Source organism: Amycolatopsis sp. cmx-4-83 (assembly GCF_046548815.1).
Lineage (GTDB): Bacteria > Actinomycetota > Actinomycetes > Mycobacteriales > Pseudonocardiaceae > Amycolatopsis > Amycolatopsis pretoriensis_A.
Map to the genome: position 1 here is coordinate 433177 of NZ_JAEBEF010000001.1, position 23566 is coordinate 456742.

At 69.4% G+C, this 23566-nt stretch carries 25 protein-coding genes and 3 tRNA genes; 23 read left to right on the forward strand and 5 right to left on the reverse strand.

Annotated elements, in window-relative coordinates:
* Nucleotides 1-94: 94 nt before the first annotated feature.
* From ACLJQM_RS02230 to ACLJQM_RS02255, 6 genes are all read left to right on the forward strand, one after another.
* A complete protein-coding gene (locus ACLJQM_RS02230) occupies nt 95-2749 on the forward strand; it encodes a putative bifunctional diguanylate cyclase/phosphodiesterase (protein WP_247015173.1) in 2655 nt (884 codons plus the stop codon).
* Between the two features lie 80 nt (nt 2750-2829).
* Nucleotides 2830-2902, forward strand: a tRNA-Thr gene (locus ACLJQM_RS02235).
* A gap of 50 nt (nt 2903-2952) precedes the next feature.
* Nucleotides 2953-3025, forward strand: a tRNA-Met gene (locus ACLJQM_RS02240).
* A 49-nt stretch (nt 3026-3074) separates the two neighbouring features.
* The gene (gene rpmG / locus ACLJQM_RS02245) at nt 3075-3239 is read left to right on the forward strand and encodes a 50S ribosomal protein L33 (protein WP_005152047.1); all 165 of its coding nucleotides are present in this window, start codon (nt 3075-3077) and stop codon (nt 3237-3239) included.
* A gap of 78 nt (nt 3240-3317) precedes the next feature.
* Nucleotides 3318-3767 (forward strand): MaoC family dehydratase N-terminal domain-containing protein, encoded by a 450-nt coding sequence (locus ACLJQM_RS02250; protein WP_247015171.1) that lies wholly within the window; start codon nt 3318-3320, stop codon nt 3765-3767.
* Nucleotides 3764-4162, forward strand: a complete 399-nt coding sequence (locus ACLJQM_RS02255) for a MaoC family dehydratase (RefSeq protein ID WP_247015169.1) — start codon at nt 3764-3766, stop codon at nt 4160-4162. Before ACLJQM_RS02250 ends, ACLJQM_RS02255 begins: the two co-directional genes overlap by 4 nt.
* A gap of 23 nt (nt 4163-4185) precedes the next feature.
* Here the strand turns inward: ACLJQM_RS02255 and ACLJQM_RS02260 are convergent, their stop codons facing one another.
* The 4 genes from ACLJQM_RS02260 to ACLJQM_RS02275 form a co-directional block, all read right to left on the reverse strand.
* Nucleotides 4186-5091 carry an SGNH/GDSL hydrolase family protein gene (locus ACLJQM_RS02260; protein WP_410629989.1) on the reverse strand — a complete coding sequence of 302 codons (906 nt, stop codon included), beginning with the start codon at nt 5089-5091 and terminating at the stop codon, nt 4186-4188.
* A gap of 35 nt (nt 5092-5126) precedes the next feature.
* On the reverse strand, nt 5127-6083 hold the full coding sequence (locus ACLJQM_RS02265) for a hypothetical protein (protein ID WP_410629991.1): 957 nt from the start codon (nt 6081-6083) through the stop codon (nt 5127-5129).
* Nucleotides 6080-6430, reverse strand: a complete 351-nt coding sequence (locus ACLJQM_RS02270) for a GntR family transcriptional regulator (protein WP_410629993.1) — start codon at nt 6428-6430, stop codon at nt 6080-6082. Before ACLJQM_RS02270 ends, ACLJQM_RS02265 begins: the two co-directional genes overlap by 4 nt.
* 63 nt (nt 6431-6493) lie before the next feature.
* Nucleotides 6494-7423: a TIGR03619 family F420-dependent LLM class oxidoreductase gene (locus tag ACLJQM_RS02275; RefSeq protein WP_410629995.1), complete on the reverse strand. Its 930-nt coding sequence runs from the start codon at nt 7421-7423 to the stop codon at nt 6494-6496.
* A gap of 206 nt (nt 7424-7629) precedes the next feature.
* On the opposite strand from ACLJQM_RS02275, the gene ACLJQM_RS02280 reads away from it, so the two are divergent.
* The 6 genes from ACLJQM_RS02280 (at nt 7630) to ACLJQM_RS02305 (ending at nt 11226) form a co-directional block, all read left to right on the forward strand.
* Nucleotides 7630-7702, forward strand: a tRNA-Trp gene (locus ACLJQM_RS02280).
* A gap of 26 nt (nt 7703-7728) precedes the next feature.
* Nucleotides 7729-8169: a preprotein translocase subunit SecE gene (gene secE, locus ACLJQM_RS02285; RefSeq protein ID WP_247015158.1), complete on the forward strand. Its 441-nt coding sequence runs from the start codon at nt 7729-7731 to the stop codon at nt 8167-8169.
* A 63-nt stretch (nt 8170-8232) separates the two neighbouring features.
* Nucleotides 8233-9069: a transcription termination/antitermination protein NusG gene (nusG, locus tag ACLJQM_RS02290; RefSeq protein WP_360768148.1), complete on the forward strand. Its 837-nt coding sequence runs from the start codon at nt 8233-8235 to the stop codon at nt 9067-9069.
* 75 nt (nt 9070-9144) lie between these two features.
* The gene (gene rplK, locus ACLJQM_RS02295) at nt 9145-9582 is read left to right on the forward strand and encodes a 50S ribosomal protein L11 (RefSeq protein WP_003079266.1); all 438 of its coding nucleotides are present in this window, start codon (nt 9145-9147) and stop codon (nt 9580-9582) included.
* Nucleotides 9583-9662: 80 nt separating this feature from the next.
* Complete coding sequence (gene rplA / locus ACLJQM_RS02300; protein WP_247015153.1) at nt 9663-10382, forward strand: 50S ribosomal protein L1; 720 nt, start codon at nt 9663-9665, stop codon at nt 10380-10382.
* A gap of 70 nt (nt 10383-10452) precedes the next feature.
* On the forward strand, nt 10453-11226 hold the full coding sequence (locus tag ACLJQM_RS02305) for an alpha/beta fold hydrolase (protein WP_360768151.1): 774 nt from the start codon (nt 10453-10455) through the stop codon (nt 11224-11226).
* A gap of 15 nt (nt 11227-11241) precedes the next feature.
* Here the strand turns inward: ACLJQM_RS02305 and ACLJQM_RS02310 are convergent, their stop codons facing one another.
* Complete coding sequence (locus ACLJQM_RS02310) at nt 11242-11997, reverse strand: hypothetical protein (protein WP_410629999.1); 756 nt, start codon at nt 11995-11997, stop codon at nt 11242-11244.
* Between the two features lie 394 nt (nt 11998-12391).
* Here ACLJQM_RS02310 and rplJ point away from each other — a divergent pair, with 394 nt between their 5' ends.
* From rplJ to ACLJQM_RS02365, 11 genes are all read left to right on the forward strand, one after another.
* Complete coding sequence (rplJ, locus tag ACLJQM_RS02315) at nt 12392-12946, forward strand: 50S ribosomal protein L10 (RefSeq protein WP_247015147.1); 555 nt, start codon at nt 12392-12394, stop codon at nt 12944-12946.
* A gap of 52 nt (nt 12947-12998) precedes the next feature.
* Nucleotides 12999-13385 (forward strand): 50S ribosomal protein L7/L12, encoded by a 387-nt coding sequence (gene rplL, locus ACLJQM_RS02320; protein WP_247015145.1) that lies wholly within the window; start codon nt 12999-13001, stop codon nt 13383-13385.
* A 387-nt stretch (nt 13386-13772) separates the two neighbouring features.
* Complete coding sequence (locus ACLJQM_RS02325) at nt 13773-14972, forward strand: ABC transporter ATP-binding protein (RefSeq protein ID WP_360768157.1); 1200 nt, start codon at nt 13773-13775, stop codon at nt 14970-14972.
* A 38-nt stretch (nt 14973-15010) separates the two neighbouring features.
* A complete protein-coding gene (locus ACLJQM_RS02330) occupies nt 15011-15763 on the forward strand; it encodes an MlaE family ABC transporter permease (protein WP_013222532.1) in 753 nt (250 codons plus the stop codon).
* Nucleotides 15764-15767: 4 nt separating this feature from the next.
* Nucleotides 15768-16604, forward strand: coding sequence for an MlaE family ABC transporter permease (locus tag ACLJQM_RS02335; protein ID WP_003060266.1), 837 nt, complete (start codon nt 15768-15770; stop codon nt 16602-16604).
* A complete protein-coding gene (locus tag ACLJQM_RS02340; RefSeq protein ID WP_360768162.1) occupies nt 16601-17926 on the forward strand; it encodes an MCE family protein in 1326 nt (441 codons plus the stop codon). The genes ACLJQM_RS02335 and ACLJQM_RS02340 overlap by 4 nt, the downstream gene beginning before the upstream one ends.
* A complete protein-coding gene (locus ACLJQM_RS02345) occupies nt 17923-18951 on the forward strand; it encodes an MCE family protein (protein WP_360768165.1) in 1029 nt (342 codons plus the stop codon). The genes ACLJQM_RS02340 and ACLJQM_RS02345 overlap by 4 nt, the downstream gene beginning before the upstream one ends.
* Complete coding sequence (locus ACLJQM_RS02350) at nt 18948-19934, forward strand: MCE family protein (protein ID WP_247015137.1); 987 nt, start codon at nt 18948-18950, stop codon at nt 19932-19934. The genes ACLJQM_RS02345 and ACLJQM_RS02350 overlap by 4 nt, the downstream gene beginning before the upstream one ends.
* Nucleotides 19931-21112, forward strand: coding sequence for an MCE family protein (locus ACLJQM_RS02355; RefSeq protein WP_360768168.1), 1182 nt, complete (start codon nt 19931-19933; stop codon nt 21110-21112). The genes ACLJQM_RS02350 and ACLJQM_RS02355 overlap by 4 nt, the downstream gene beginning before the upstream one ends.
* Nucleotides 21109-22287 carry an MCE family protein gene (locus tag ACLJQM_RS02360; RefSeq protein WP_360768170.1) on the forward strand — a complete coding sequence of 393 codons (1179 nt, stop codon included), beginning with the start codon at nt 21109-21111 and terminating at the stop codon, nt 22285-22287. Before ACLJQM_RS02355 ends, ACLJQM_RS02360 begins: the two co-directional genes overlap by 4 nt.
* On the forward strand, nt 22287-23552 hold the full coding sequence (locus tag ACLJQM_RS02365; RefSeq protein ID WP_247015131.1) for an MCE family protein: 1266 nt from the start codon (nt 22287-22289) through the stop codon (nt 23550-23552). Before ACLJQM_RS02360 ends, ACLJQM_RS02365 begins: the two co-directional genes overlap by 1 nt.
* Nucleotides 23553-23566 lie beyond the last annotated feature (14 nt).

Genomic DNA, 23566 nt, shown 5'->3' on the forward strand with positions numbered 1-23566 from the left:
GGACACGGGTACGCCCTACGGGGTACGGTATGGCCCTTGTCCACACCCGAAGTCACGGATCAACACCGGTGGACAAGCTGGGAGGGAAGGTCGGATGCCGGACACCAACGCCCACGGCGACGCCGTCGCGCAGGCGCAGCCCGGGCCGGGAGCCGCTTCCGGGACACCACCCCAACCCGCCGCCTCCGCCGAAGCCCGCACGGACGAACGCCGCTTCCGCGTGTACACCTTCGCGGTGCTGAGCCTCGGGCTCGTCGCCGCGTTCGCCGTCGGCTCGTGGCAACCGTTCCACTGGGACAGCAAGCTGCTCTGGATCGGGCCGGTTCTCGCGGTCGCGTTCCTGCTCGCCGAACAGCTCGGCATCAACGTCGACGTCCGCAGCGGCATCTCGTGGACCATCTCCTTCACCGAGATCCCGCTCGTCATCGGGTTCTTCGTCGCGCCGTTCGAAGTCGTGCTGGCCGCGCACCTGGTCGCCGGCATCGGCACGCTGCTCGCGCGGAAGGTCTCCGGCCGCGTCCTCTACAACGCAGGCGCGTTCCTGCTCGAGATCACCGGCGCGTTCGCCGTCGCCGGACTGGTCAAGTACGCCGTCGGCGCGGGTGGCGGCGACAAGTTCCCGTGGGTCGCCGCGCTGGCGGGCACCCTGACCGCGCCGCTGGTGAGCACGCTGCTCGCGCTGGCCGCGGTCCGCGTGCTGCGGCGCCGGATGCGGGTCAGCACCGCCGTCCGGCTCACCGCGCGGATCCTGGTCGTCGGGTTCGTCAACGCGTCCGTCGGCCTCTCCGGCTACCTCGTCATTTCGAACACGCCCAAGGCGTGGCCGCTGGTGCTCGCCGTCTTCCTCGGCCTGACCGCGTTGTACTGGGCCTATTCGGACCTGCTGCGGGAGCAGCGGGACATGGAAGCGCTCTCCGACGTCAGCCTGATGGTCGCCCGTTCGGGCCAGCTGGCCGCGGCCCGCCCGGCCGGCCGCGCCGACGAGCTCGTCGGCGGCGTCGACGTCCGCGAGTGGGCGACGATCGCCGAGCGCATCAAGGACCAGCTCGCCGCGGGCCGCGTCGTGCTCCGGCTGCGGCTCGAGGCGAAGGACCCGCTGCGGGTCGTCGTCGCGGGCGACGACCTGCCGCCCGCCGACCCCGCCGCCGACGACCCGCTGCTGCGGCTGCCCGGCGCGCATGTCCGGCACTTCCGGATCACCGAGGCCAACCCCGACGTCCGCGCGGCGCTGCTCGACCGCGGCGCGCAGGAGGCGCTCGTCGTCCCGCTGCGCAGCGCGAACCAGCTGCTCGGCGTCGTCGAGGCGCACGACCGGCTCTCGCGCTGGCGCGGGTTCGGCAAGTACGACGTCCAGCTGCTCGGCACGATGGCCAGCCACCTCGCGACGTCGCTGGACAACCGGCGGCTGCTGGCGACGCTGCGCCACGACGCCTACCACGACCCGCTCACCGGGCACCTCAACCGGCTGGGCTTCCGGCAGGTGGCGAAGGAACCGCTGCGGGACTACGCGCACGCCGTGGTGCTGCGCATCGACCTCGACGTCTTCTCCACGGTCAGCGACGCGCTCGGCTACGCGTGGGCCGACCGGATGGTCATCGCCGCCGCCCGCCGCATCCGCGACGCGCTCGGCCCCGACGTCCCGCTCGCCCGGCTGGAAGGCGCGTCCTTCGCGGCCCTGCTCGTCGGCTGCCCGCCGGAGGAGGCCCACGACGCCGCGGAACGGCTGCGCGAAGGACTTTCCGCGCCGTACCCGGTCGACCGGCTCTCGGTCGAGGCGAACGCGATGATCGGCTACGCGACGACGACCCCCGAGGAGTCGGGCGACGTCGTCGACATCGAAGGCCTGCTGCAGCGCGCCGACGTCGCCGTCCGCGCCACGAAGGGCGGCGAAGAGGTCCGCGGCTACGTGCCGAGCATGGGCCAGATCTTCCTGCGCCGCTTCCAGATGGTCACGCAGTTCCGGCAGTCCCTCGAGGACGGCCAGGTCAGCGTCCACTACCAGCCGAAGATCACCCTGCCGAACCGGCAGGTGGCCGGCGTCGAGGCGCTCGTCCGCTGGGTGCACCCGGAGTTCGGACGGCTCGGCCCGGACGAGTTCGTCCCGGCCATCGAGGCGGCCGGCCTGATCGGCGTGCTGACGTCGTTCGTGCTCGGCGAGGCGCTCAAGCGCTGCCGCAAGTGGCTCGACGAAGGCCTGCGGATCTCGGTGGCGGTGAACCTGTCGGTGCGGAACCTGGCCGACGAGGACTTCCCGGACAAGGTCGCCCGCGAGCTGGAGCACCACGGCATCCCGCCGGAGCTGCTGACGTTCGAGCTGACCGAGTCCGGGGTGATGTCCGACCCGCAGAAGGCGCTGCCGATCCTGCGCGAGCTGCACTCGCTGGGCATCGTGCTGGCGGTGGACGACTTCGGCACGGGCTACTCGTCGCTGGCCTACCTGCGGCAGCTGCCGGTCGACCAGGTCAAGATCGACAAGAGCTTCGTCCTCGGCATGGGCACCGACCTCGGCGACCTCGCGGTGGTCCGCTCGATCGTCGAGCTCGGCCATTCGCTCGGGCTCACGGTGGTGGCGGAAGGCGTCGAGGAGGACGTCGCCCGCGACCAGCTGGAGGCGATGGGCTGCGACGTCGCGCAGGGCTACCTGATCTCGCGGCCGCTGCCGGAAGACCGCCTGGAGGCGTGGCTGCAGGCCCGCACCGCGCGCTCGCCGGGGCGGCACTCGGAGACCGTGCTGACCCTGCTGACCTGAGGTTTTCGGGTTAATCGACCCCGGTTGCACGGCCGGGTGACGGGGCTTGCTAACCTTTCCAAGTCCTCGCGAGAGGCCAGGCCCCTTTAGCTCAGTCGGCAGAGCGTCTCCATGGTAAGGAGAAGGTCTACGGTTCGATTCCGTAAAGGGGCTCACGACCTCAGCCGCGTCACGCCTGCGTGTCGCGGCTTGGGTCATGTAAGGGCGGTGTAGCTCAGTTGGCAGAGCAAGCGGCTCATAATCGCTGTGTCGCCGGTTCAAGTCCGGCCACCGCTACGCGGTAACGACGGGGCTGGCCCCCGGACCTGAGAGAGAAGGAAACGCTGTGGCTGCCACCGACGTGCGACCCAAGATCACGCTGGCGTGCGAAGAGTGCAAGCACCGCAACTACATCACCAAGAAGAACCGGCGCAACAACCCGGATCGCCTGGAGATGAAGAAGTTCTGCCCGAACTGCGGTACGCACCGGACGCACAAGGAAACCCGCTGACGTAGCGCGTTCACACCAGCTTCGAAGAGCCGCCCAGGACCACCTGGGCGGCTCTTTGCTGTTGGTAGCCTGGCCGGCGTGCCTTTGGACGAGTCGTTCACCGGGCGGGTCTACCCGCCGCAGACCAGCTACGAAGTGAGCCGGGAGAAGATCCGGGAGTTCGCCGACGCGATCGGCGACGCCAACCCGCTCTACCGCGACCCGGAGGCGGCCCGGGCGGCCGGTCACCCGGACGTCGTCGCGCCCCCGACGTTCCTCACGATCATCAACCTCGCGTCGATCAACTCGATCGTCACGGACCCCGAGCTCGGCCTCGACTACTCGCGGATGGTCCACGGCGACCAGCAGTTCACCTACAGCCGCCCGGCCCACGCCGGCGACACGCTGCTGCTGACGACCCACATCGACCGGATCATGGCCCGGGCCGGCAACGACTTCATCAACCTGCGCGCCGAAATCACCGACGGCGACGGCGCGCACATCGCCACCACGCGCGCCCAGCTCGTGGTGCGGGGGGAGGACGCGTGAACACCGGCGACGAACTGCCCGCCCTCGAGGTCCGGATCACCCGCGAACAGCTGGTGCGCTACGCCGGCGCGGCGCTCGACTTCAATCCGATCCACTGGAACGAGGCGTTCGCGAAGGACGTCGGCCTCCCGGACGTCATCGCCCACGGCATGCTGACGATGGCGGTGGCCGGCCGCGTGGTGACGGACTGGCTCGGCGACCCGGGCCGCCTGGTCGACTTCAGCGCCCGCTTCACCCGCCCGGTGGTCGTCCCGAACACGCCGGAGGGCGCCCTGGTGGAGATCACGGGGAAGGTCGGCGACGTCAAGGACGACGGCACGGCGCGGATCGACCTCGTGGTGAAGTTCGACGGCAAGACGGTGCTGGGGAAGCCCCAGGCACTCGTCCGCACCTGAGCCCCTACGCCTCGGCAGACCGGCTAAGGCAGCTTCAGCACCGACAGCACCGCGTCGGCCATGCCCTGCTCACCCCTCGCGTTCGGGTGCAGCGGGGCGGCCGGCGAGGCGGGCAGCAGGCCCTCCACCCACCGCGTGTCCGACGCCGAGCAGACGTCGTGGCCCTTGCCCGGGGTCGCCGTGTCCGCGTAGCCCGCGCGGTGGGCGTCCGCCTGGTCCTCGAGCATCTTGTTCAGCTTGCCCAGCTCCTCGCGGAAGTACGCGATGTCGCCGCTGCCGAAGGGGAGGATCGGCCAGCAGCCGTCGCCGTCCGGGAGGACCGTCGGGTAGCCGACGACCACCACCTTCGCCTTCGGGGCTTTCGTGTGGATGCGGTCCAGGATCGCGCCGACCTTCGGGGCGGCCGCGTCGATCCGCTCGGCGAGCTGGTCGTGGCCGCCCGCGGTCAGCTTGTCCTTGCACGGTGACGCCGTCGAGTGCGCCGTCGCGCAGCCCGCCGCGTACGCGAAGAAGCCGACGTCGTTGCCGCCGATGCCGATCGTCACCAGCGTCGTGTCCTTCGTGACCGCGTCCAGCTGCGCCGGATTCGTGCCGTTGCCCGTCTTCTGCGGGGCCGTCAGGTGCGCGGTCGTCGCGCCGCCGCAGCTGACGTCGGCGAACTGGGCCGGCTTCAGCTTCGCCGAGACCACGTGCGGGTAGTTGTCGTCCGAGCGCTCGCAGCCCGCCGGGGTGCCCGCCTGCCGCCCGGTGCGCGGCGACGACGTGTACGAGTCGCCCAGCGCCACGTAGCGGCCCGAACCGCCGCCGGTGTCCGCGCCGTCCGGTGGTGCCGAGGACGAGCCGTGCTGCCACTTGTAGTACCCGAAGCCGAGTAGTGCGAGTACGAGTACGACGACGAGACAGCCGCCCCCACCGCTTTTCTTCGCCACTTCTTCGTTTCTACCGAAGGAGTGCGCCCGGCGAGCTAGCCAATCCGGGTGATCCGCCGCGCGATCAGGTCGTTCACCAGCCCGGCGCCGGTCTCCGGGTCGTCCACGCTGACCAGCACGCTCCGGCCGTTCTCCAGCGACAACGCCAGCGCGGGGCCGCCGCGCACCTTGTACGCCGTCGTGCCGGTCACCGGGTTGAAGCGCAGGCCGAGGCCGCCGTCGCCGAACGTCGCCAGGTCGCGCGCCGTCGCCTCGCGGATGCTCGCCAGCTTCAGGTGCCGCCAGGGGAAGCCGAGGAGGCCGAAGCGGATCGTCACGCCCTTGGCGTCCACGGTCGCCTTGAGCCGGTACGTCAGCGCGGTGACCGCGGCGCCGACGAACGCGATCCAGGCGGCCGTCGGCCAGGGGAGCCCGGCCGGCAGCAAGCCGATCGCGACGGGGACCAGGAGCAGCGCCCAGAGCATCGCCGGGTTCGCCGCCCGGCCCGACCAGAACGCGCGCTGACCCGGTTCGAGCCCGACGCTCGGCCGGTGGGCCGACTCTTCGCGGACCGGCGACGGCAGGCCGCCCACGACCGCCGCGACCGCGCCGAGGACGGCCGCGCCCAGCATGAAGAACACCACGGTGACGCCGGTGCCCGCCGCGTGCCAGTCCGGCGCGTCGAGGTTCGGGACGAGCACCGAAAGCAGCACCGCGGACGGCAGGGCGGCGAACGCGGCGCCCACGCCGACGGTCAGGCGGGGCAGCGGCCGGCCCCGGCGCAGCGCGGTGACCCCCGACGTCGCCAGGACAACGACGGCGACCGCGCCGAGCGCCAGGCACGCGGTGACGAACACCGTGAACGGGGTGGAGCCGTTCGGCCCGCCGTTCCAGTGCGTCGCGAGGGGGTCGGGCAGGCGGTCCGCCCAGGCGTCGGCGAGGACGCCGGTGACGGCGAGCGCGGCGCCCGGCAGCACGGCGGTGGCGAGCAGGACCCGGATCAGCTTGGTCATGTGTACTTCTCCTTCAGCACCCCGGTGAGTTCCTCCAGGCCGACGCCCGCGCGCTTGGCCTCGCGGACCAGTTCCCCGGCCAGCTCGGCGAGCCGGGCCCGCGACGACGCGCCGCCGAGCACGACCGCGCCCCGGCGTCGCCGCAGGTCGATCAGGCCCTCGTCGCGCAGCAGCGCGTACGCCCGCAGCACGGTGTGGACGTTGATCTCCAGCGACGCCGCCAGCTCCCGCGCGGGCGGCAGCTGCTCCCCGGGCGCGGGGCTGCCGTCGCCCAGCGAGCGGCGCAGCGACGCCGCCACCTGCTCGAAGATCGGCTCGGTGGAGCTGGGATCGATCCGGACCAACATAGTTCTAACTATAATAGAACTATTGCTGGGTAAGAGAGACTTGCGTCACATTTTCCCTGGCGCTCAGCCCGCCTTGGCGATGAGGTCCCCGGCCAGCTCCAGGGCGCGGTCGACGTCCCGCGCGACGTAGTGCAGGTCGACGAGCACCTCGGAAATGCCCAGCTCGGCGGCCACGTCGAGGCAGGGGAGGACGTCGGCGACCGTCTCGACGCCGGTGCCCTGCCGCGGGTTGATCCGCAGCACCCGGCGCAGCGCGTCCGGGTCGCGTCCGGCCTGCTCGGCGGCATCGCGGGCGACCGACCAGAGGCCGTCGAGGTACTGCTTCGGCATCCACCCGGCCAGCCAGCCGTCCGCGCGGCGCCCGACCCGGGCCAGCGCCGGCGGGGAGAACCCGCCGAGCAGCACCGGCGGCCGCGGTTCCTGCGCCGGGCGCAGGCCCACCGTCGACGGCGCGATCCGCCACTGCGGGCCCTCGTGCGCCACCGGGTCGCCGGTCCACAACGCCTCCAGCGCGTCGAGGACCGCGTCGAGCCGCTTGCCCCGGCCCGCCCACGGGACCCCGGTCGCGAAGTACTCCTCGCGCAGCCAGCCCAGCCCGAAGCCGACGTCCAGCCGTCCCGAGCTGGCCAGGTCGAGCGAGGTCAGGGCCCTGGCGAGCAGGACCGGGGAATAGACCGGGCCGGTCAGCGCGCTCATCCCGAGGCGGGCCGTCCGGGTCACGGCGGCCGCGGTGGCCAGCGTCGTGAACGGGTCGGCGAAGGTCTCGAACTCTTCCGGGTACGGGTGCTCCGGCGTTCCGCCGCCCGGGTAGAGGTCCGACGGCTCCCGCGGCGTCAGGATCCGGTCGCCGACCCAGAGCGACCCGTAGCCGAGGTCCTCCGCGGCGGTCGCGAAGCGCGCGACGGCGGCGGGGTCGGCGAGGGCGCCGTACTGGGGCAGCGCGAGCCCGAGGCGCGTCCCGGCCACCACCATCCGACCGGGGGTGTCCGTCATGGCGGACATCCTGGCATGATCACGTCGCCGGCGGGGAGTGTTCCGCAGGCCGACCGGGGTTCGGCGGTCGATCGGGGGGCGCGGTTGCGGGCTCTCGTGAGGCTTGCCGTAGACTTCGGGACTTGGAACGCACTACGGTCATCCCCGCCTGGATGGTGGGGATGCTGGAATGTGTCCTCCGGGGCTTCGAGCGATCGGGGCTCCACAGGGGTGTAGCTCAATTGGCAGAGCAGCGGTCTCCAAAACCGCAGGTTGCAGGTTCAAGTCCTGTCACCCCTGCGTAACGGAACTGGTGGAGCGGAGGAGTGGTCGTGAGCGACAGCGACGCCAGCGGCGGCGAGCAGGAGCAGGACGGAAGCGGGCAGAAGCCCGAGAACCCGTCCCGTCCCGTCACAGCTGCCGCCCGGCGTGAGCGCCGTGCGACCGCTCGTCCGGCGGGCAAGTCCGCGGCACGTGCGGACGACAAGACCCGCCCGGCCGGGAAGTCGGGGGAGAAGTCCGCCCCCGACGCCAAGGGCGCGCCGACTCCCAAGCGGGACCAGAAGGCGAAGAAGGCCTCCGTGTTCGCGCGGCTGGTGCGCTTCATCCGCGAGGTGTGGGCGGAGCTGCGCAAGGTCATCTGGCCCAACCGCAAGCAGATGGTCACCTACACCGCGGTCGTGCTGGTCTTCGTGGTGTTCATGGTGGCCCTGGTGAGCGTCTTGGACTTCGCGTTCAAGAAGGGCATCGGCGCGATCTTCGGCTGACCCGCCGCCGTGCCGCGCGGGCCGGCCCGACCGACCCGGAATGATCAACTGAGAGGACGGAACGTGACCTCCGACAACGGCACATCAGCCGGTCACGACCTGACCGAGCTTTCCGACGAGCAGGTGCACGCGGCACTCGGTGACGAGGAGTCCGAGCACCTGGAGCCCGTCGAGGTGTCCGACGAGGTCGACGAAGCCGCTTCCGATGACGACGGCGCTTCCGACGAGGCCGCCGCCGACGACGACGTGACCGACGAGGCCGCCGAGCCCGAGGCCGACGACGAGGACCCGGTCGCCAAGCTGCGTTCCGAGCTCCTCGCCGCGCCCGGCGAGTGGTACGTCGTGCATTCGTACGCCGGTTACGAGAACAAGGTGAAGACCAACCTCGAGACCCGGACCCAGACCCTGGACGTCGAGGACTACATCTTCCAGATCGAGGTTCCGACCGAAGAGGTCACCGAGATCAAGAACGGCCAGCGCAAGCAGGTGCAGCGCAAGGTGCTGCCCGGCTACATCCTGGTCCGGATGGACCTGAACGACGCCTCGTGGAGCGCGGTGCGCAACACGCCGGGTGTCACCGGGTTCGTCGGCGCCACCTCGCGGCCGTCGCCGCTGACCGTGGACGAGGTGCTGAAGTTCCTCGCCCCGCAGGTCGAGAAGGAAGCCCCGGCCAAGGCCAGCAAGGGTGACTCCGCCGCGTCCGCGCCGCTGGGCGCTCCGGCCGTCGAGGTCGACTTCGAGATCGGCGAGTCGGTCACCGTCATGGACGGCCCGTTCGCGACGCTGCCGGCGACGATTTCCGAGGTCAACGTCGACGGGCAGAAGCTGAAGGTCCTGGTGTCGATCTTCGGCCGGGAGACCCCGGTCGAGCTGTCGTTCACGCAGGTCTCCAAGATCTGACGGCCGGCCTTCTCGGCCGCAGTCCCCGCGTCCACGGCAGGTACGCGGGGAACGTAGTACAGGACAGGAAAAGAAATGCCACCCAAGAAGAAGAAGCTTGCGGCGATCATCAAGCTGCAGATCAAGGCGGGTGCGGCCAACCCCGCGCCGCCGGTCGGCCCGGCGCTGGGTCAGCACGGCGTCAACATCATGGAGTTCTGCAAGGCCTACAACGCCGCGACCGAGTCGCAGCGCGGGGACGTCGTCCCGGTCGAGATCTCCGTCTACGAAGACCGGTCGTTCGATTTCAAGCTGAAGACGCCGCCGGCCGCGCGCCTGCTGCTCAAGGCCGCTGGTGTCGAGAAGGGCTCCGGCGAGCCGCACAAGACCAAGGTCGCCAAGGTCACTTGGGACCAGGTCCGCGAGATCGCCAAGACCAAGGAGACCGACCTTAACGCCCACGACATCGACCAGGCCGCGAAGATCATCGCCGGTACTGCCCGGTCGATGGGCATCACGGTCGTCGACGCCTGACGTCTGCAGCGTTACCCGTGGGAGAGCCTAGTGCTGGCTCGTCACCACACTGATCCGTTTTCGAAGTTAGGGACAGAAGCATGACCAAGCACAGCAAGGCTTACCGCCAGGCTGCGGAGCTGATCGACAAGTCGCGTTTCTACGCGCCGCTCGAGGCTGCGAAGCTGGCGAAGGAGACCTCCAAGACCAAGATGGACGCGACCGTCGAGGTCGCGATGCGTCTCGGGGTGGACCCCCGCAAGGCCGACCAGATGGTCCGCGGCACCGTGAACCTGCCGCACGGCACCGGTAAGACCGCCCGCGTCATCGTCTTCGCCGTCGGCGACAAGGCCGCCGAGGCCGAAGCCGCCGGTGCGGACGCGGTCGGCACCGACGAACTGATCGAGCGCATCCAGGGTGGCTGGCTCGACTTCGACGCCGCGATCGCGACGCCGGACCAGATGGCCAAGGTGGGCCGCATCGCCCGCATCCTCGGCCCGCGTGGCCTGATGCCGAACCCGAAGACCGGCACGGTGACCCCCGCGGTCGAGAAGGCCGTGAAGGACATCAAGGGCGGTAAGATCAACTTCCGCGTCGACAAGCAGGCCAACCTGCACCTGGTGATCGGCAAGGCTTCCTTCGACACGGAGAAGCTGGTCGAGAACTACGCCGCCGCGCTGGACGAGATCCTCCGCGCCAAGCCGTCCTCGGCGAAGGGCCGCTACCTCAAGAAGGTCACCTTCACCACGACGATGGGCCCGGGCATCCCGGTCGACCCGCTGCGGACCCGCAACCTCCTTTCCGAGGAAGCTGCGGTCTGAGTCTGAGATCACCAGAAAGGGCGTCCCCGCTTACTGCGGGGGCGCCCTTTCTTCGTGTCTGATGGACGCCATGCCGACTTTCGCGTCGTTCGACGGCCTCCGGTTGAACTACACCGTGTGGGAGGGCGACGGCGCCCACCGCCCGGTGCTGCTCCAACACGGCTTCGCGGCCGACACGAACGCGAACTGGATCTCCACCGGCGTGGTCGCCGCTTTGCGCTCGGCCGGCTTCACCGTGATCTCCCTGGACGCGCGCGGCCACGGCCGGTCGGAGAAGCCGCACGACGAGTCCTGCTACACCGAAGACACGATGGCCCGTGACGTCTCGGCCCTGCTGGACGAACTGACCCTCGACGAGGTCTCGATGGTCGGCTACTCGATGGGCGCGATCATCGCCCTGACGGCCACGGCCGCGGACAAGCGCATCCGCTGCCTGGCCACGGGCGGCGTCGGCTCGGGCATCGTCGACTTCGGCGGCGTCGACCTGCGCGTGGTGAAGCCGGCGGACATCGCTTCGGCGCTGCTGGCGGAGGACCCGTCGACGGTCCCGCCGTCGGGCGTCCCGTTCCGGCTGCTGGCGGACGCGGTCGGTGGCGACCGCCGCGCACTGGCGGCGGTGGCGCTGGCGTCGAAGGAGGGCCACCTGGACCTGTCCGCGATCGGAGTTCCGACGCTGGTACTGGCGGGCGACCAGGACCAGCTGGCCGCGGAACCGGAGCGCTTGGCGGCGGCGATCGCCGGAGCCAGGCTGGTCCGCATCCCGGGCGACCACATGACGGCGGTGATGTCCCCGGCGTTCTCGGAGGCGCTGGTGGCGTTCCTGTCGGCGCCACACCCGCGCTGAGTCAGCGGTGGGTCGTCAACGCGTGGCGGTGGGCGGAGCAGGGCAGGCGTCCGGTTCGGTGGAGTGACCGATGATCAGCCACTGACCCATCTCGACCTTCGCGAGGGTGAAACTACCCAGTTTCGGGCCACCCCGGATGTCGTACCAGCATGAGTGGATCGTCACTGGATCGCCGTACGTCATGCCTGAGATGGAATGGACGGCGTAGATGTACGAGGTCATGTCATCGACCTGCTTGGCCAGAGCGGGCACGGCCGTGGCGCAGTCCGCGTACCCGAGGTCGCGGGCGAACTGGGCTTGCGCTTCCTCGCTCATCGACAGGCACACCCGGTCGATCTTGCTCTGTTCCGCGTCCGGTTTGCCGATCGAATCGTAGATCGCCCGGACCGCCTGGAACGGATCGGTCGGCAGTGTCTGGTTCGTGTGGTACTTGCCTCCGCCGTGCTGCACGAAAGTAGAGGTGTCCTCTGCCTTGTCGTTCGGGAAGAAGTGGTTGTACAGCCACGTTCCCGCCACCCCGAGGATGACCAGGGCCAGGACCCACGCGATGACCTTCTTGCCGAGCCAGCTCAGCCACCTCGGGGCGCGGCGGCGTTCGGCCGGGACCAGCTGGTAGCCCGGGGGGATCACCGGGGGCTGGGGCGGTGGCGCCTGGACCAAGCCGGCGTCCGGTGGAGGAGCCGGCTGGTTGCCCTGCTGGGACTGGGTGAACCTCAGGTAGTCCTGGAACTGCTGGAACTGGCGGAACTGCTCCAGCTGCGCCGGGTCCACCGGCGGCTGCCCAGACGGCTGCGGGAGCGCTGGGGTGCCGCCCGGGGGTGTGGGTGCGTTCGAGCCCGCCGGTTCGAGTTCCGAGCCCGGCTTTCCGTCATCGCGCTGCTCCGCCACGTGACCATGATGCCCCACGGCGCCGCGAAGGTGGGGGTCGGAGAAGGCTTGTCGACTTGACAATGTATTCTTCTCGATGGTTCTACCGAAGACCGCTGGTTGTCCCCGCTTCCGTGGGGAACGAAGGTCCCGCAACTCGCCGGGCGGCCCGCGCAGGAGGAACGAGGCCCCGGCACGTGTGCCGGAAGAACGCCCCGCGCCTGCTTGCGCGAGGGCGTTTCGTCGTTTGGGGGCTCCTCGACGCCAGTGGAAACACTAGCCAAGAGAGGAGGCGACCATGGCGAAGCCCGACAAGGTGGCGGCCGTCGCCGAGATCGCGGAGAGCTTCCGCAACAGCTCGGCCACCGTCGTTACCCAGTACACCGGCCTCTCCGTGTCCCAGCTGTCCCAGCTGCGCCGCGCTCTCGGCACCAGTGCCAAGTACCGGGTCGCGAAGAACACCCTCGTCAAGCGTGCCGCGGAAGACGCGGGCGTCACGGGGCTCGAGGACCTGTTCGTCGGTGCCACCGCCATCGCCTTCGTCGAGGGTGAAGCGGTCGACGCCGCCAAGGCGCTTCGCGACTTCGCGAAGGACAACAACGCGCTTGTGATCAAGGGCGGCTACATGGACGGCAAAGCGCTGTCCGTGGACGAGATCAACAAGATCGCCGATCTCGACAGCCGTGAGGTCCTGCTCGCCAAGGCGGCGGGCGCGTTCAAGGCGAAGCTGTCCCAGGCCGCCGCGCTGTTCCAGGCGCCGGCGTCCCAGGTCGCCCGCCTGGCTGCCGCGCTGGAGGAGAAGCAGCGCAACGCCGCCGGTACCGAAGCAGCCGAAGCACCCGCCGAGAGCTGATCCACCCCCCACCCCGAACGCTTTTAGTTCGTTTTTCTGAGAGGAAGCCATCATGGCGAAGCTGAGCACCGCCGAGCTGATCGACGCCTTCAAGGAGCTCACCCTCCTCGAGCTGTCCGAGTTCGTGAAGGAGTTCGAGGACACCTTCGACGTCACCGCCGCCGCGCCGGTCGCCGTCGCCGCCGCCGGCCCCGCCGGTGCCGCCCCGGCCGCCGTCGAGGAGCAGGACGAGTTCGACGTCGTCCTCGAGGGCGCCGGCGACAAGAAGATCCAGGTCATCAAGGTCGTCCGTGAGGTCGTCTCCGGTCTGGGCCTGAAGGAGGCCAAGGAGCTGGTCGAGGCCGCTCCCAAGGCCCTCCTGGAGAAGGTCGACAAGGAGGCCGCCGAGGCCGCCAAGGAGAAGCTCGAGGCCGCGGGCGCCAAGATCTCCATCAAGTGATCTCGGGCGCGAAAGCGCCTCAGCACCACCTCGAGAAGGGGCGGGCATCCACTCGGATGCCCGCCCCTTCCGTGTTGCCTGGTCACGGGCATCCCCTAGGAGTGGTGTCCGAATAGCCCCGGGTCCCTAAAACGCGGGTGCGGGGCCGCGGAGATCTGCGTCGTTGCCCCGAATGGACTAGGTTCCCTGCAGTTGCCGATCACGGCGGGGTGACGATGGGTCCGGGTCTGGCCAGAAAAGAAAACTGGTGAGTAACCTGTTCGCACTCAGCTCGTTGCACCTGGTTGACGCGGGTTAATGCGGCGCACGGCCCGCACCCGCCGCCGACGTGGGGTGGCATGGGTGTGGCAGCGGGCGCAATGACGCGGAACAGCTCCTGGAGGTGCGATGGGTGCCGAGGTGGTCATCGAAGGTCTGACCAAGTCCTTCGGTAAGCAGGCCATCTGGCGGGACGTCACGCTGACCCTGCCCCCGGGCGAGGTCTCGGCGATGCTCGGACCGTCCGGAACCGGCAAGTCGGTGTTCCTCAAGTCGATGATCGGCCTGCTCAAGCCCGATCGCGGGCGCTGCGTGATCAACGGCGTCGACATCGTGACGTGCTCCGAACACAAGCTCTACGAGATCCGGAAGCTCTTCGGCGTCCTCTTCCAGGACGGCGCGCTGTTCGGCTCGATGAACCTCTACGACAACGTCGCCTTTCCGCTGCGCGAGCACACGAAGAAGTCCGAGACGGAAATCCGCCGGATCGTCCTCGAAAAGCTCGACATGACGGGTCTGAACGGCGCCGACAAGAAGCTCCCCGGCGAGATCTCCGGCGGTATGCGCAAGCGCGCCGGCCTCGCCCGCGCCCTGGTGCTCGACCCCGAGATCATCCTGGTCGACGAGCCGGACTCGGGTCTCGACCCGGTCCGCACCACCTACATCTCGCAGCTGTTCCTCGACGTGAACGCGCAGATCGACGCGACGTTCCTGATCGTCACGCACAACATCAACCTGGCCCGCACGGTGCCGGACAACCTGGGCATGCTCTTCCGCAAGGAACTGGTCATGTTCGGCCCGCGCGAGGTGCTGCTGACCAGCGAAGAGCCGGTCGTCAAGCAGTTCCTCAACGGCCGGATGCAGGGCCCGATCGGCATGTCCGAGGAGAAGGACTCCGCTCAGATCGCGGCCGAGCAGGCGATGTTCGACGCCGGGCACCACGCCGGCGGGGTCGAGGACATCTCCGGGGTGCCGCCGCAGATGCAGACGACGCCGGGTGTGCCGACCCGGATGGGCGCGGTCCGCCGCAAGGACCGGGTCATGGAGGTCCTGCACCGGCTGCCGCAGCCCGCGCAGGAGGGCATCATCGCCTCCCTGAGCCCGGAGGAGCAGCGCCACTACGGCGTCAGCCCCCGCCGCGTCGCCCAAGCCCAGCAACAGCAGCAGGTGCCGGCCGGCGCCCGCCCGCAGGGTGACGGCGTCCCGAACCAGCACCACGGGCAGCTGCCCGCCGACCAGGTGGCGCGCATCCCGGGCGGCGGCCAGCCGCCGAGACCCGGCTCGCACCGGATGCCGCCGCCGCGTGACAACGGGCCAGGTGGCCGGTGAGTTCTCCCGCAACACAGGCGAAGATCCCCGGGATCGGCATGCTCCGAGAGACCGGGAACCTGTTCGCACTCGGCCTGGACATCGTCCGTGGCCTGTTCCAGCGCCCGTTCCAGCTGCGGGAGTTCATCCAGCAGTCGTGGTTCATCGCGAGCGTGACCATCCTGCCGACGGCCCTCGTGGCGATCCCGTTCGGCGCGGTCATCTCGCTGCAGTTCGGTTCGCTCGCCCGCCAGCTGGGCGCGCAGTCCTACACCGGCGCGGGCTCCGTGCTCGCCACCGTGCAGCAGGCCAGTCCGCTGGTCACCGCGCTGCTGGTGGCGGGCGCGGGCGGCTCCGCCGTCTGCGCCGACATCGGCGCGCGCACCATCCGCGAAGAGATCGCCGCGATGGAGGTGCTCGGCGTCTCCGCGGTGCAGCGGCTGATCGTGCCGCGCACCCTCGCGATGATGCTGGTCGCGCTGCTGCTCAACGGCATGGTCAGCGTCATCGGCGTGCTGGGCGGCTACTTCTTCAACGTCGTGCTGCAGGGCGGGACGCCGGGTGCGTACCTGGCGAGCTTCTCCGCCCTCGCGCAGCTGCCCGACCTCTGGGTCGGCGAGCTCAAGGCGCTGATCTTCGGGTTCATCGCCGCCGTCGTCGCGTCCTACCGGGGTCTGAACCCCTCCGGCGGCCCGAAGGGCGTCGGGGACGCGGTGAACCAGTCGGTGGTCATCACGTTCCTGCTGCTGTTCGTCGTGAACTTCGTGATCACCCTGATCTACCTGCAGATCGTGCCCGGAAAGCTGGACTAGCGCCATGACGTTCCTCCAGGGCGCGAAACGCGTCGCCAACCGACCCCTCCAGACGCTGGACACCCTCGGTGACCAGATGTCGTTCTACGGCCGGGCGCTGCTGTGGACGCCGCGGACGCTGCGCCGCTACACCAAGGAAGTCCTCCGGCTGCTGGCCGAGGTGAGCTTCGGGTCCGGCTCGCTCGCGGTCATCGGCGGCACGGTCGGCGTGATGGTCGGCCTGACGCTGTTCACCGGTGTCCTCGTCGGCCTCCAGGGCTACTCGGCGCTGAACTCGATCGGGACGTCGGCCTTCACCGGCTTCCTGACCGCGTTCTTCAACACCCGCGAGATCGCGCCGCTGGTCGCCGGCCTCGCGTTGAGCGCCACGGTCGGCGCCGGGTTCACCGCGCAGCTGGGCGCGATGCGGATCTCCGAGGAGATCGACGCGCTGGAAGTCATGGGCGTGCCGAGCCTGCCGTACCTGGTGACGACCCGGATCATCGCCGGGTTCGTGGCGGTCATCCCGCTCTACATCATCGGCCTGCTGAGCTCGTACCTCGCGTCGAGACTGGTCGTCATCTACATCTACAACCAGTCGGCCGGTACCTACGACCACTACTTCGACTTGTTCCTGCCACCGCAGGACGTGCTGTATTCGTTCATCAAGGTGCTGCTCTTCAGCGTCTTGATCATCCTGTCGCACTGCTACTTCGGGTACCGGGCGACCGGCGGCCCGGCCGGGGTCGGCGTGGCGGTCGGCAAGGCCGTGCGCCTGTCCATCGTCACGGTGTCGATCATGAACTTCTTCATCGGCTTCGCCATCTGGGGAACCGACGTCACGGTAAGGATCGCGGGATGAGGACGCTCCGACGCAGGCTGCTCGGCCTGCTGCTCATCGCCGTGATGGTCGGCGGGGTGGCGCTGTCCATCGCGCTCTACGACAAGGCGTTCACGCCGTTCGTCACGGTCAAGCTCCAGGCCGACAAGATCGGCAACCAGCTGATCAAGCAGTCCGACGTCAAGGTGCGCGGGCTGATCGTCGGCTCGGTCTCCGACATCGTCGCCACCGACCACGGCGCCGAGCTGACGCTGGCCCTCAACCCGGAGTCGGCGAAGCTGATCCCGGAGAACGTCTCGGCGCGGTTCCTGCCGAAGACGCTCTTCGGCGAGCGGTTCGTCTCGCTGGAGATCCCGAAAGCGCCCTCCGCCAAGACACTGGCCAGCGGTGACGTCATCCCGCAGGACCGCACGTCGAGCGCGATCGAGCTGGACCAGGCGTTCGAGCACCTGATGCCGGTGCTGCAGGCGGTGCAGCCGCAGAAGCTGTCGGCGACGCTCACCGCGATCTCGACGGCGCTGCAGGGCCGCGGCGACCAGCTCGGCGACACGCTGACGCAGCTGGGCACCTACATCGGCGAGCTGAACCCGCACGAGCCGGAGCTGCAGCACAACCTCAAGGCGCTCGCGGAGTTCTCCGACCACCTCTCCGGCGCCGCGCCGGACCTGGTGCAGACCCTCGACAACCTGAGCACGACCACCCGGACCGTGGTCGACCAGCAGCAGAACCTGTCGAACCTCTACGGCAGCCTGACGCAGGCGTCGATCGACCTGCAGACGTTCCTGCAGAACAACAAGGAGAACATCATCTCCCTCGCCGACACCGCCCGGCCGACGGCCGAGCTGCTGGCGAAGTACGCCCCGGAGTACCCCTGCGTGATCTCCCAGATGGCCCGGAACGTGCCGCTGATCGACCAGGCGCTCGGCAAGGGCACCGACAAGCCCGGCCTGCACGCCACGATCGAGATCATCGTGCCGCGGGCGCCGTACGAGGCGGGTAAGGAAGAGCCGCGGTTCGAGGACAAGCGCGGGCCGCGCTGCTACGACATGAAGGACATCCCGAAGCCGTTCCCCTCGGAACCGCCGGACGGTGCCTTCCAGGACGGGACCAAGCACCAGGCCGCGCCGAAGACGGTGGGCGAGGGGCTCAACCCGGCCAAGTTCAAGGCCGACGCGGCCGGCAACGGCGCGGGCGCCGGTGACCTGGCGTATTCGAGCGCGGAACAGGGCTTCCTGGCCGACCTGCTCGGCCCGCAGCTGGGCATGAACGCCTCGGACGTCCCGGGCTGGAGCGCCCTGCTCGTCGGCCCGCTGTACCGGGGTGCGGAGGTGACGGTCAAGTGAGGGGACTGCTCGCACCGCTGATCAAGCTCGCGGTCTTCGTCGTCGTCACCGTGCTGTTCACGACGATCCTCGGGATCAGCATCGCCAACATCAACACCACCAGCACCAACGCCTACAAGGCGCGCTTCACCGACGCGACGCTCCTGCTGCCCAACGACGACGTCCGCATCGCGGGCGTCCGGGTCGGGCAGGTCAAGGACGTCAAGATCGTCGACAAGCGCCAGGCCGAGGTCGAGTTCGAGGTCGACGCCGGCCGGCAGCTGCCGGCCGGGGTGACCGCGCAGATCAAGTTCCGCAACCTGGTCGGCCAGCGCTACGTCTCCCTCGGCGAAGGCGAGAACAGCGGCGGCAAGACGCTCGGCCCCGGCGGCACCATCCCGCTGGACCGGACCACGCCGGCGCTGGACCTGACCGAGCTGTTCAACGGCTTCAAGCCGCTGTTCACCGCGCTCAACCCCGACGACGTCAACAAGCTGTCGTACGAGGTCATCCAGGTCCTGCAGGGCGAGGGCGGCACCGTCGAAAGCCTGCTTTCGCACACCGCGTCGCTGGCCACCACGATCGCGAACAAGGACCAGGTGATCGGCGAGGTCATCGACAACCTCAACTCGGTCCTCGACACGGTCAACGCGCACACGCCGCAGCTCAACGACCTCATCATCAAGCTGCAGCAGCTGACCTCCGGCCTCGCCGCCGACCGCAAGCCGATCGGCGACGCCATCGAGAGCCTCGGCAACCTGGCCGAAACGACGTCCGGGCTGCTCGGCGAGGTTCGCGAGCCGCTGAAGAACGACATCAGCGCGCTCGGCACCCTCACGAATCAGCTCAACAAGAACGAACCGGAGCTGGAGCACTTCATCCAGTTCCTGCCCACCAAGGTGAGCACGCTGACCCGCACCGCGGACTACGGCTCCTGGTTCAACTTCTACGCCTGCGAGTTCACCGGGAGCGTCAGCTTGCCGCCGCTGATCAACGACGTGCCGATCCCGCTGGTGCCTCTCAACCGGGAGAGGTGCAAGGGATGAAGTCCTTCCAGAAGCGCAACCCCGTCCCGATCGCCCTGGTCGGCATCGTCGTGCTGGGTCTCGGTTTCCTCGCCGCGCTCAACTCCGACGACCTGCCGGTGATCGGCGGCGGCACCACCTACACCGCCGAGTTCAGCGAAGCCTCCGGGCTGCAGAAGGACAACGACGTCCGGGTCGCCGGGGTCAAGGTCGGCAAGATCAGCGACATCGAGCTCGACGGCGCGTCGGTCAAGGTGTCGTTCAAGGTCAAGGACGCCTGGCTGGGCGACCGGACCAGCGCCGCGATCAAGATCAAGACGCTGCTCGGGCAGAAGTACCTGTCGCTGGACCCGCAGGGCCAGGGCGCGCTCGACCCGGGTACGGCGATCCCGCGGGACCGCACGATGGCCCCCTACGACGTGCTCGACGCCTTCCGCGGGCTCTCGCAGACCGTGGACAACATCGACACCAAGCAGCTCGCGCAGAGCTTCGACACCATCTCGCAGACCTTCGCCAACACGCCGCAGGACGTGAAGGGCGCGCTGTCGGGCCTGTCGAAGCTCTCGGACACCATCGCCTCGCGCGACCAGCAGCTGTCCAACCTGCTGGCGAACACCCGGGAGGTGTCGCAGACGCTGGTCGACCGCGACGCCGAGGTGCAGAAGCTGCTGACCGACGGCAACAAGCTGCTCGACGAGCTGTCGAAGCGCGAAGACGCGATCACCTCGCTGCTCAACGGCTCCCGTGAGCTGGCCACACAGTTGCAGGGCCTGATCGACGACAACGACAAGCAGCTCGACCCGGTGCTCACCTCGCTGGACCAGCTGACGTCGATGCTGCAGCGCAACCAGGACTCGCTGGCCGACGGCATCAAGAAGTTCGCGCCGTTCATCCGCGTCTTCACCAACACCATCGGCAACGGGCGCTGGTTCGACAACTACATCTGCGGCCTGCTCCTGCCGTCGTTCGGCCCGATCAACGAAGAGGGGTGCTACACGAAATGAGTGACACCCGCTTCGGACTGGCCCTGACCCGGGGCTTCACCATCGCGATCGTCCTCGCGCTCGTCGTCGCCGGCGGGATCTGGTGGACCCTCAAGGACGCCGGCCGCAACCACCTGACCGCGTACTTCGCCGGCGCCGTCGGCCTGTACGAGGGCAACAGCGTGCGGATGCTCGGCGTCGACATGGGCACGGTCACCAAGATCCAGCCCATGGGCAACCAGGTGAAGGTCGAGTTCGAGTACGACCGCAAGGTCGCCGTCCCGGCCGACGCGAAGGCGCTCATCGTGGCGCCGTCGCTGGTGTCCGACCGGTACGTCCAGCTCGCCCCGGCCTACACCGGCGGCCCGCGGATCTCCGACGGCGCGGTCATCGGCCTCGACCGCACCGAGGTGCCCCTCGAGGTCGACCAGCTCGCCGCCAGCCTGGCCCGGGTCAGCGAGACCCTCGGCCCGAACGGCGCCAACAAGAACGGGTCGCTGTCGAACCTGCTGAACACCGCGGCGGCCAACGTCGACGGCAACGGCCAGGCCCTGCACGACACGATCACCAAGCTCGGCCAGGCGGCCGGGACGCTGGCCGGCAACAAGGACGACCTGTTCTCCACGGTGGAGAACCTCGGCAAGTTCTCGCAGACGCTGGCCGACTCGGACAAGTCGGTCCGCACCTTCGAAAGCCAGCTCGCCGACGTCAGCGGCTACCTGGCGTCCGAAAAGGACAACCTGGCCGCGACCGTGCAGCAGCTCGGTACCACGCTCACCGCGGTGCAGTCGTTCATCGACGCCAACCACGACCGGCTCAAGTCCAACGTGGACAAGCTGGCCGGCGTCACCAAGGTGCTCGTCGACCAGCGCGGCTCGCTCGCCGAGATCCTCGACGTCGCCCCGGTCGGCCTGAGCAACCTGGTCAACACCTACAACGGCTCGGCCGGCACGCTCGACGCCCGGCCGAACCTCAACGAGCTGACCCAGCCCCCGCTGGTGATGATCTGCCGGCTGCTCAAGCAGACCGGCAAGGGCATCCCGGACGTGCTCGGCAACGCCTGCGAGGGCATCGCCGGCCTGGTCGACGGGGTGGTCCCGCTGCCGTCGCTGGCGCAGACCGTGCAGGCCCTGCAGTCCGGTCAGCTGCCGCCGCTGCCCCTGCCCATCGCCGGGCAGCTCTACGGAGGTGGCCAGTGAAGAAGCTCGTGACCGTCGGCGCGCTCGCCACGGCCTCCGCGCTGGTCCTCTCCGGCTGCGCGTTCAAGGGCATCTACGACCTGCCGCTGCCCGGCGGCGCCGACCTCGGCGACCACCCGTACACGGTGAACGTCGAGTTCCGGGACGTGCTCGACCTGACCCCGCAAGCCGGGGTGAAGGTCGACGAGGTGCCGATCGGCCGGGTCGAGAACGTCGGGCTGACCAAGGACGGCTGGCACGCGCTGGTCACGCTCAAGGTCAACGGCGACGTCAAGCTGCCCGCCAACGCGATCGCCAACGTCAAGCAGTCGAGCCTGCTCGGCGAGAAGTACGTCGAGCTGGCCTCGCCGGGCGACGACCAGGCCCAGGGCAAGCTCGCCGACAACGCGACCATCCCGCTGGCCAGGACGAACCGCAGCGTCGAGGTCGAAGAGCTGCTCGGGGCGCTCTCGCTGCTGCTCAACGGTGGCGGGGTCGACCAGCTCAACACCATCACCAAGGAGCTCAACAACGCCACGTCCGGCCGCGAGCCGGACATCAAGGCGCTGCTCGACAACGCGAACCAGCTGGTCACGAACCTCGACCAGCAGTCGCGCAACATCACCCGCGCGCTCGACGGGCTGAACCGGCTGTCCTCGACCCTCAACGGCCAGAAGGACAAGCTGGTCGGCGCGGTCGACAACCTCGCGCCCGGCCTCGGCGTGCTGGAGTCGCAGCGCGGCCAGCTGGTCACGATGCTGCAGGCCCTGGACAACCTCTCCGGCGTCGCCACCGACACCGTGAACCGGTCGCAGAAGGACCTCGTCGCCGACCTGAAGGCGCTGACCCCGACGTTGCAGAAGCTCGGCGAGGCGGGCAACGACCTGCCGAAGGCCCTGCAGATCCTGCTGACGTTCCCGTTCAGCGACCAGGCCGTCAACGGCGTGAAGGGCGACTACTTCAACCTGTTCGCGAAGGTGGACCTGAACCTGAAGACCGTCGTGGAGAACCTGGGCAACAGCAGGCAGAACGCCCTCGCCGGCCAGATCCCGCTGCCGGGGCTCACCGGCGGCGTCGAGGGCACCCCCGCCAACCAGCCGCCGCCGCTGCCGATCCCGGGCGAAAGCGGGCAGGCCGGGCAGTCCCAGCCGGGCCTCGGCAACCTCTTCGGGCTCCTGTCGGGAGGTGCGGGCTGATGCTGGTGCGCAGGACGAAACTCCAGCTGATCGCCTTCGCGGTCATTTCCGTCGTCGCGATCGTGTACGCGCTGGTCCGGTTCGCCGGGCTCGGCACCGTGTTCGGCAACGACGGCTACACGGTGAAGCTGCAGCTCAACGAGTCGGGCGGCATCTTCACCAACGCCGAAGTCACCTACCGCGGTTACAACATCGGCCGGGTCGGGGAAATGCGGCTCACCGCGACCGGGCTCGAGGCCGACCTGAACATCGACCCGTCGGCGCCCCAGGTGCCGGCGGACCTCGACGCCGTCGTCGCCAACCGGTCGGCGGTCGGCGAGCAGTACGTCGACCTGAAGCCGAAGGCCGACAAGGGCCCGTACCTGGCGGCCGGGTCGGTGATCCCGGCGGCCAAGACGACCACCCCGGTCAGCACCGACCGCCTGATCGGCGACCTCGACTCGCTCGCGGCGTCGGTCCCGGTCGACTCGCTGCGCACGGTCGTCGACGAGTCTTACGACGCCTTCCGCGGTACCGGCGGCGACCTGCAGAAGCTCCTGGACACCGCGCGCAGCTTCACCACGACCGCGCAGGAGTACCTGCCGCAGACGATCCAGCTGCTCGACCAGGGCGGCAAGGTGTTGGACACGCAGAACGACGAGGCGGCGAACTTCGCGTCGTTCAGCAAGAGCCTCAACGAGCTCACCGGCACGCTGAAGAACTCCGACGGTGACCTGCGCAAGCTCATCGGCATCACGCCGCAGGTGGCCGCGCAGGTCAGCCAGGTGCTGAAGGAGTCCGGGCCGGGCCTGGGCGCGCTGACGGCGAACCTGCTCACCACGGCCAACCTGACCGTGACCCGGCTCGACGGGATCGAGCAGGGCCTGGTCACCTACCCGGCGCTGGCCGGCGCCGCGAGCAGCGTCGCCCCCGGCGACGGGACCGCCCACCTGGGCCTGGTGCTCAACCTGTTCAACCCGCCCGCCTGCACCAAGGGCTACATGCCGTATTCGCAGTACCGGACCGGGGACAACACGACGCCCCGGCCCGCGGACGACAACGCGTACTGTGCCGAACCGAAGGGCAGCCCGATCAACGTCCGCGGTGCGCAGAACGCGCCTTACGGCGGCGTGCCGGTCAAGCCGTCCGACGCCGACGTCTCGGCCAACGCGAACCGGCCGGCCGAGGAGCTGGCGGAGGAGCGCAACAGCCGGGGCGTGCCGGGCATCGTCGGCAGCCCCGGCGTCAGCCTCACCAGCCTGGGCGCGCTGCTCGGACTGGCCTGACGTGGATTTGATGA

Bases quoted from the DNA above. Each gene is read 5' to 3' on its own strand.
- ACLJQM_RS02230 (WP_247015173.1), top strand. From the start codon at position 95: ATGCCGGACACCAACGCCCACGGCGACGCCGTCGCGCAGGCGCAGCCC.
- ACLJQM_RS02265 (WP_410629991.1), bottom strand. From the start codon at position 6,083: ATGACCAAGCTGATCCGGGTCCTGCTCGCCACCGCCGTGCTGCCGGGC.
- ACLJQM_RS02270 (WP_410629993.1), bottom strand. From the start codon at position 6,430: ATGTTGGTCCGGATCGATCCCAGCTCCACCGAGCCGATCTTCGAGCAG.
- ACLJQM_RS02275 (WP_410629995.1), bottom strand. From the start codon at position 7,423: ATGACGGACACCCCCGGTCGGATGGTGGTGGCCGGGACGCGCCTCGGG.
- rplK (WP_003079266.1), top strand. From the start codon at position 9,145: ATGCCACCCAAGAAGAAGAAGCTTGCGGCGATCATCAAGCTGCAGATC.
- rplA (WP_247015153.1), top strand. From the start codon at position 9,663: ATGACCAAGCACAGCAAGGCTTACCGCCAGGCTGCGGAGCTGATCGAC.
- ACLJQM_RS02305 (WP_360768151.1), top strand. From the start codon at position 10,453: ATGCCGACTTTCGCGTCGTTCGACGGCCTCCGGTTGAACTACACCGTG.
- rplJ (WP_247015147.1), top strand. From the start codon at position 12,392: ATGGCGAAGCCCGACAAGGTGGCGGCCGTCGCCGAGATCGCGGAGAGC.
- rplL (WP_247015145.1), top strand. From the start codon at position 12,999: ATGGCGAAGCTGAGCACCGCCGAGCTGATCGACGCCTTCAAGGAGCTC.
- ACLJQM_RS02325 (WP_360768157.1), top strand. From the start codon at position 13,773: ATGGGTGCCGAGGTGGTCATCGAAGGTCTGACCAAGTCCTTCGGTAAG.
- ACLJQM_RS02330 (WP_013222532.1), top strand. From the start codon at position 15,011: ATGCTCCGAGAGACCGGGAACCTGTTCGCACTCGGCCTGGACATCGTC.
- ACLJQM_RS02335 (WP_003060266.1), top strand. From the start codon at position 15,768: ATGACGTTCCTCCAGGGCGCGAAACGCGTCGCCAACCGACCCCTCCAG.
- ACLJQM_RS02340 (WP_360768162.1), top strand. From the start codon at position 16,601: ATGAGGACGCTCCGACGCAGGCTGCTCGGCCTGCTGCTCATCGCCGTG.
- ACLJQM_RS02350 (WP_247015137.1), top strand. From the start codon at position 18,948: ATGAAGTCCTTCCAGAAGCGCAACCCCGTCCCGATCGCCCTGGTCGGC.
- ACLJQM_RS02355 (WP_360768168.1), top strand. From the start codon at position 19,931: ATGAGTGACACCCGCTTCGGACTGGCCCTGACCCGGGGCTTCACCATC.
- ACLJQM_RS02365 (WP_247015131.1), top strand. From the start codon at position 22,287: ATGCTGGTGCGCAGGACGAAACTCCAGCTGATCGCCTTCGCGGTCATT.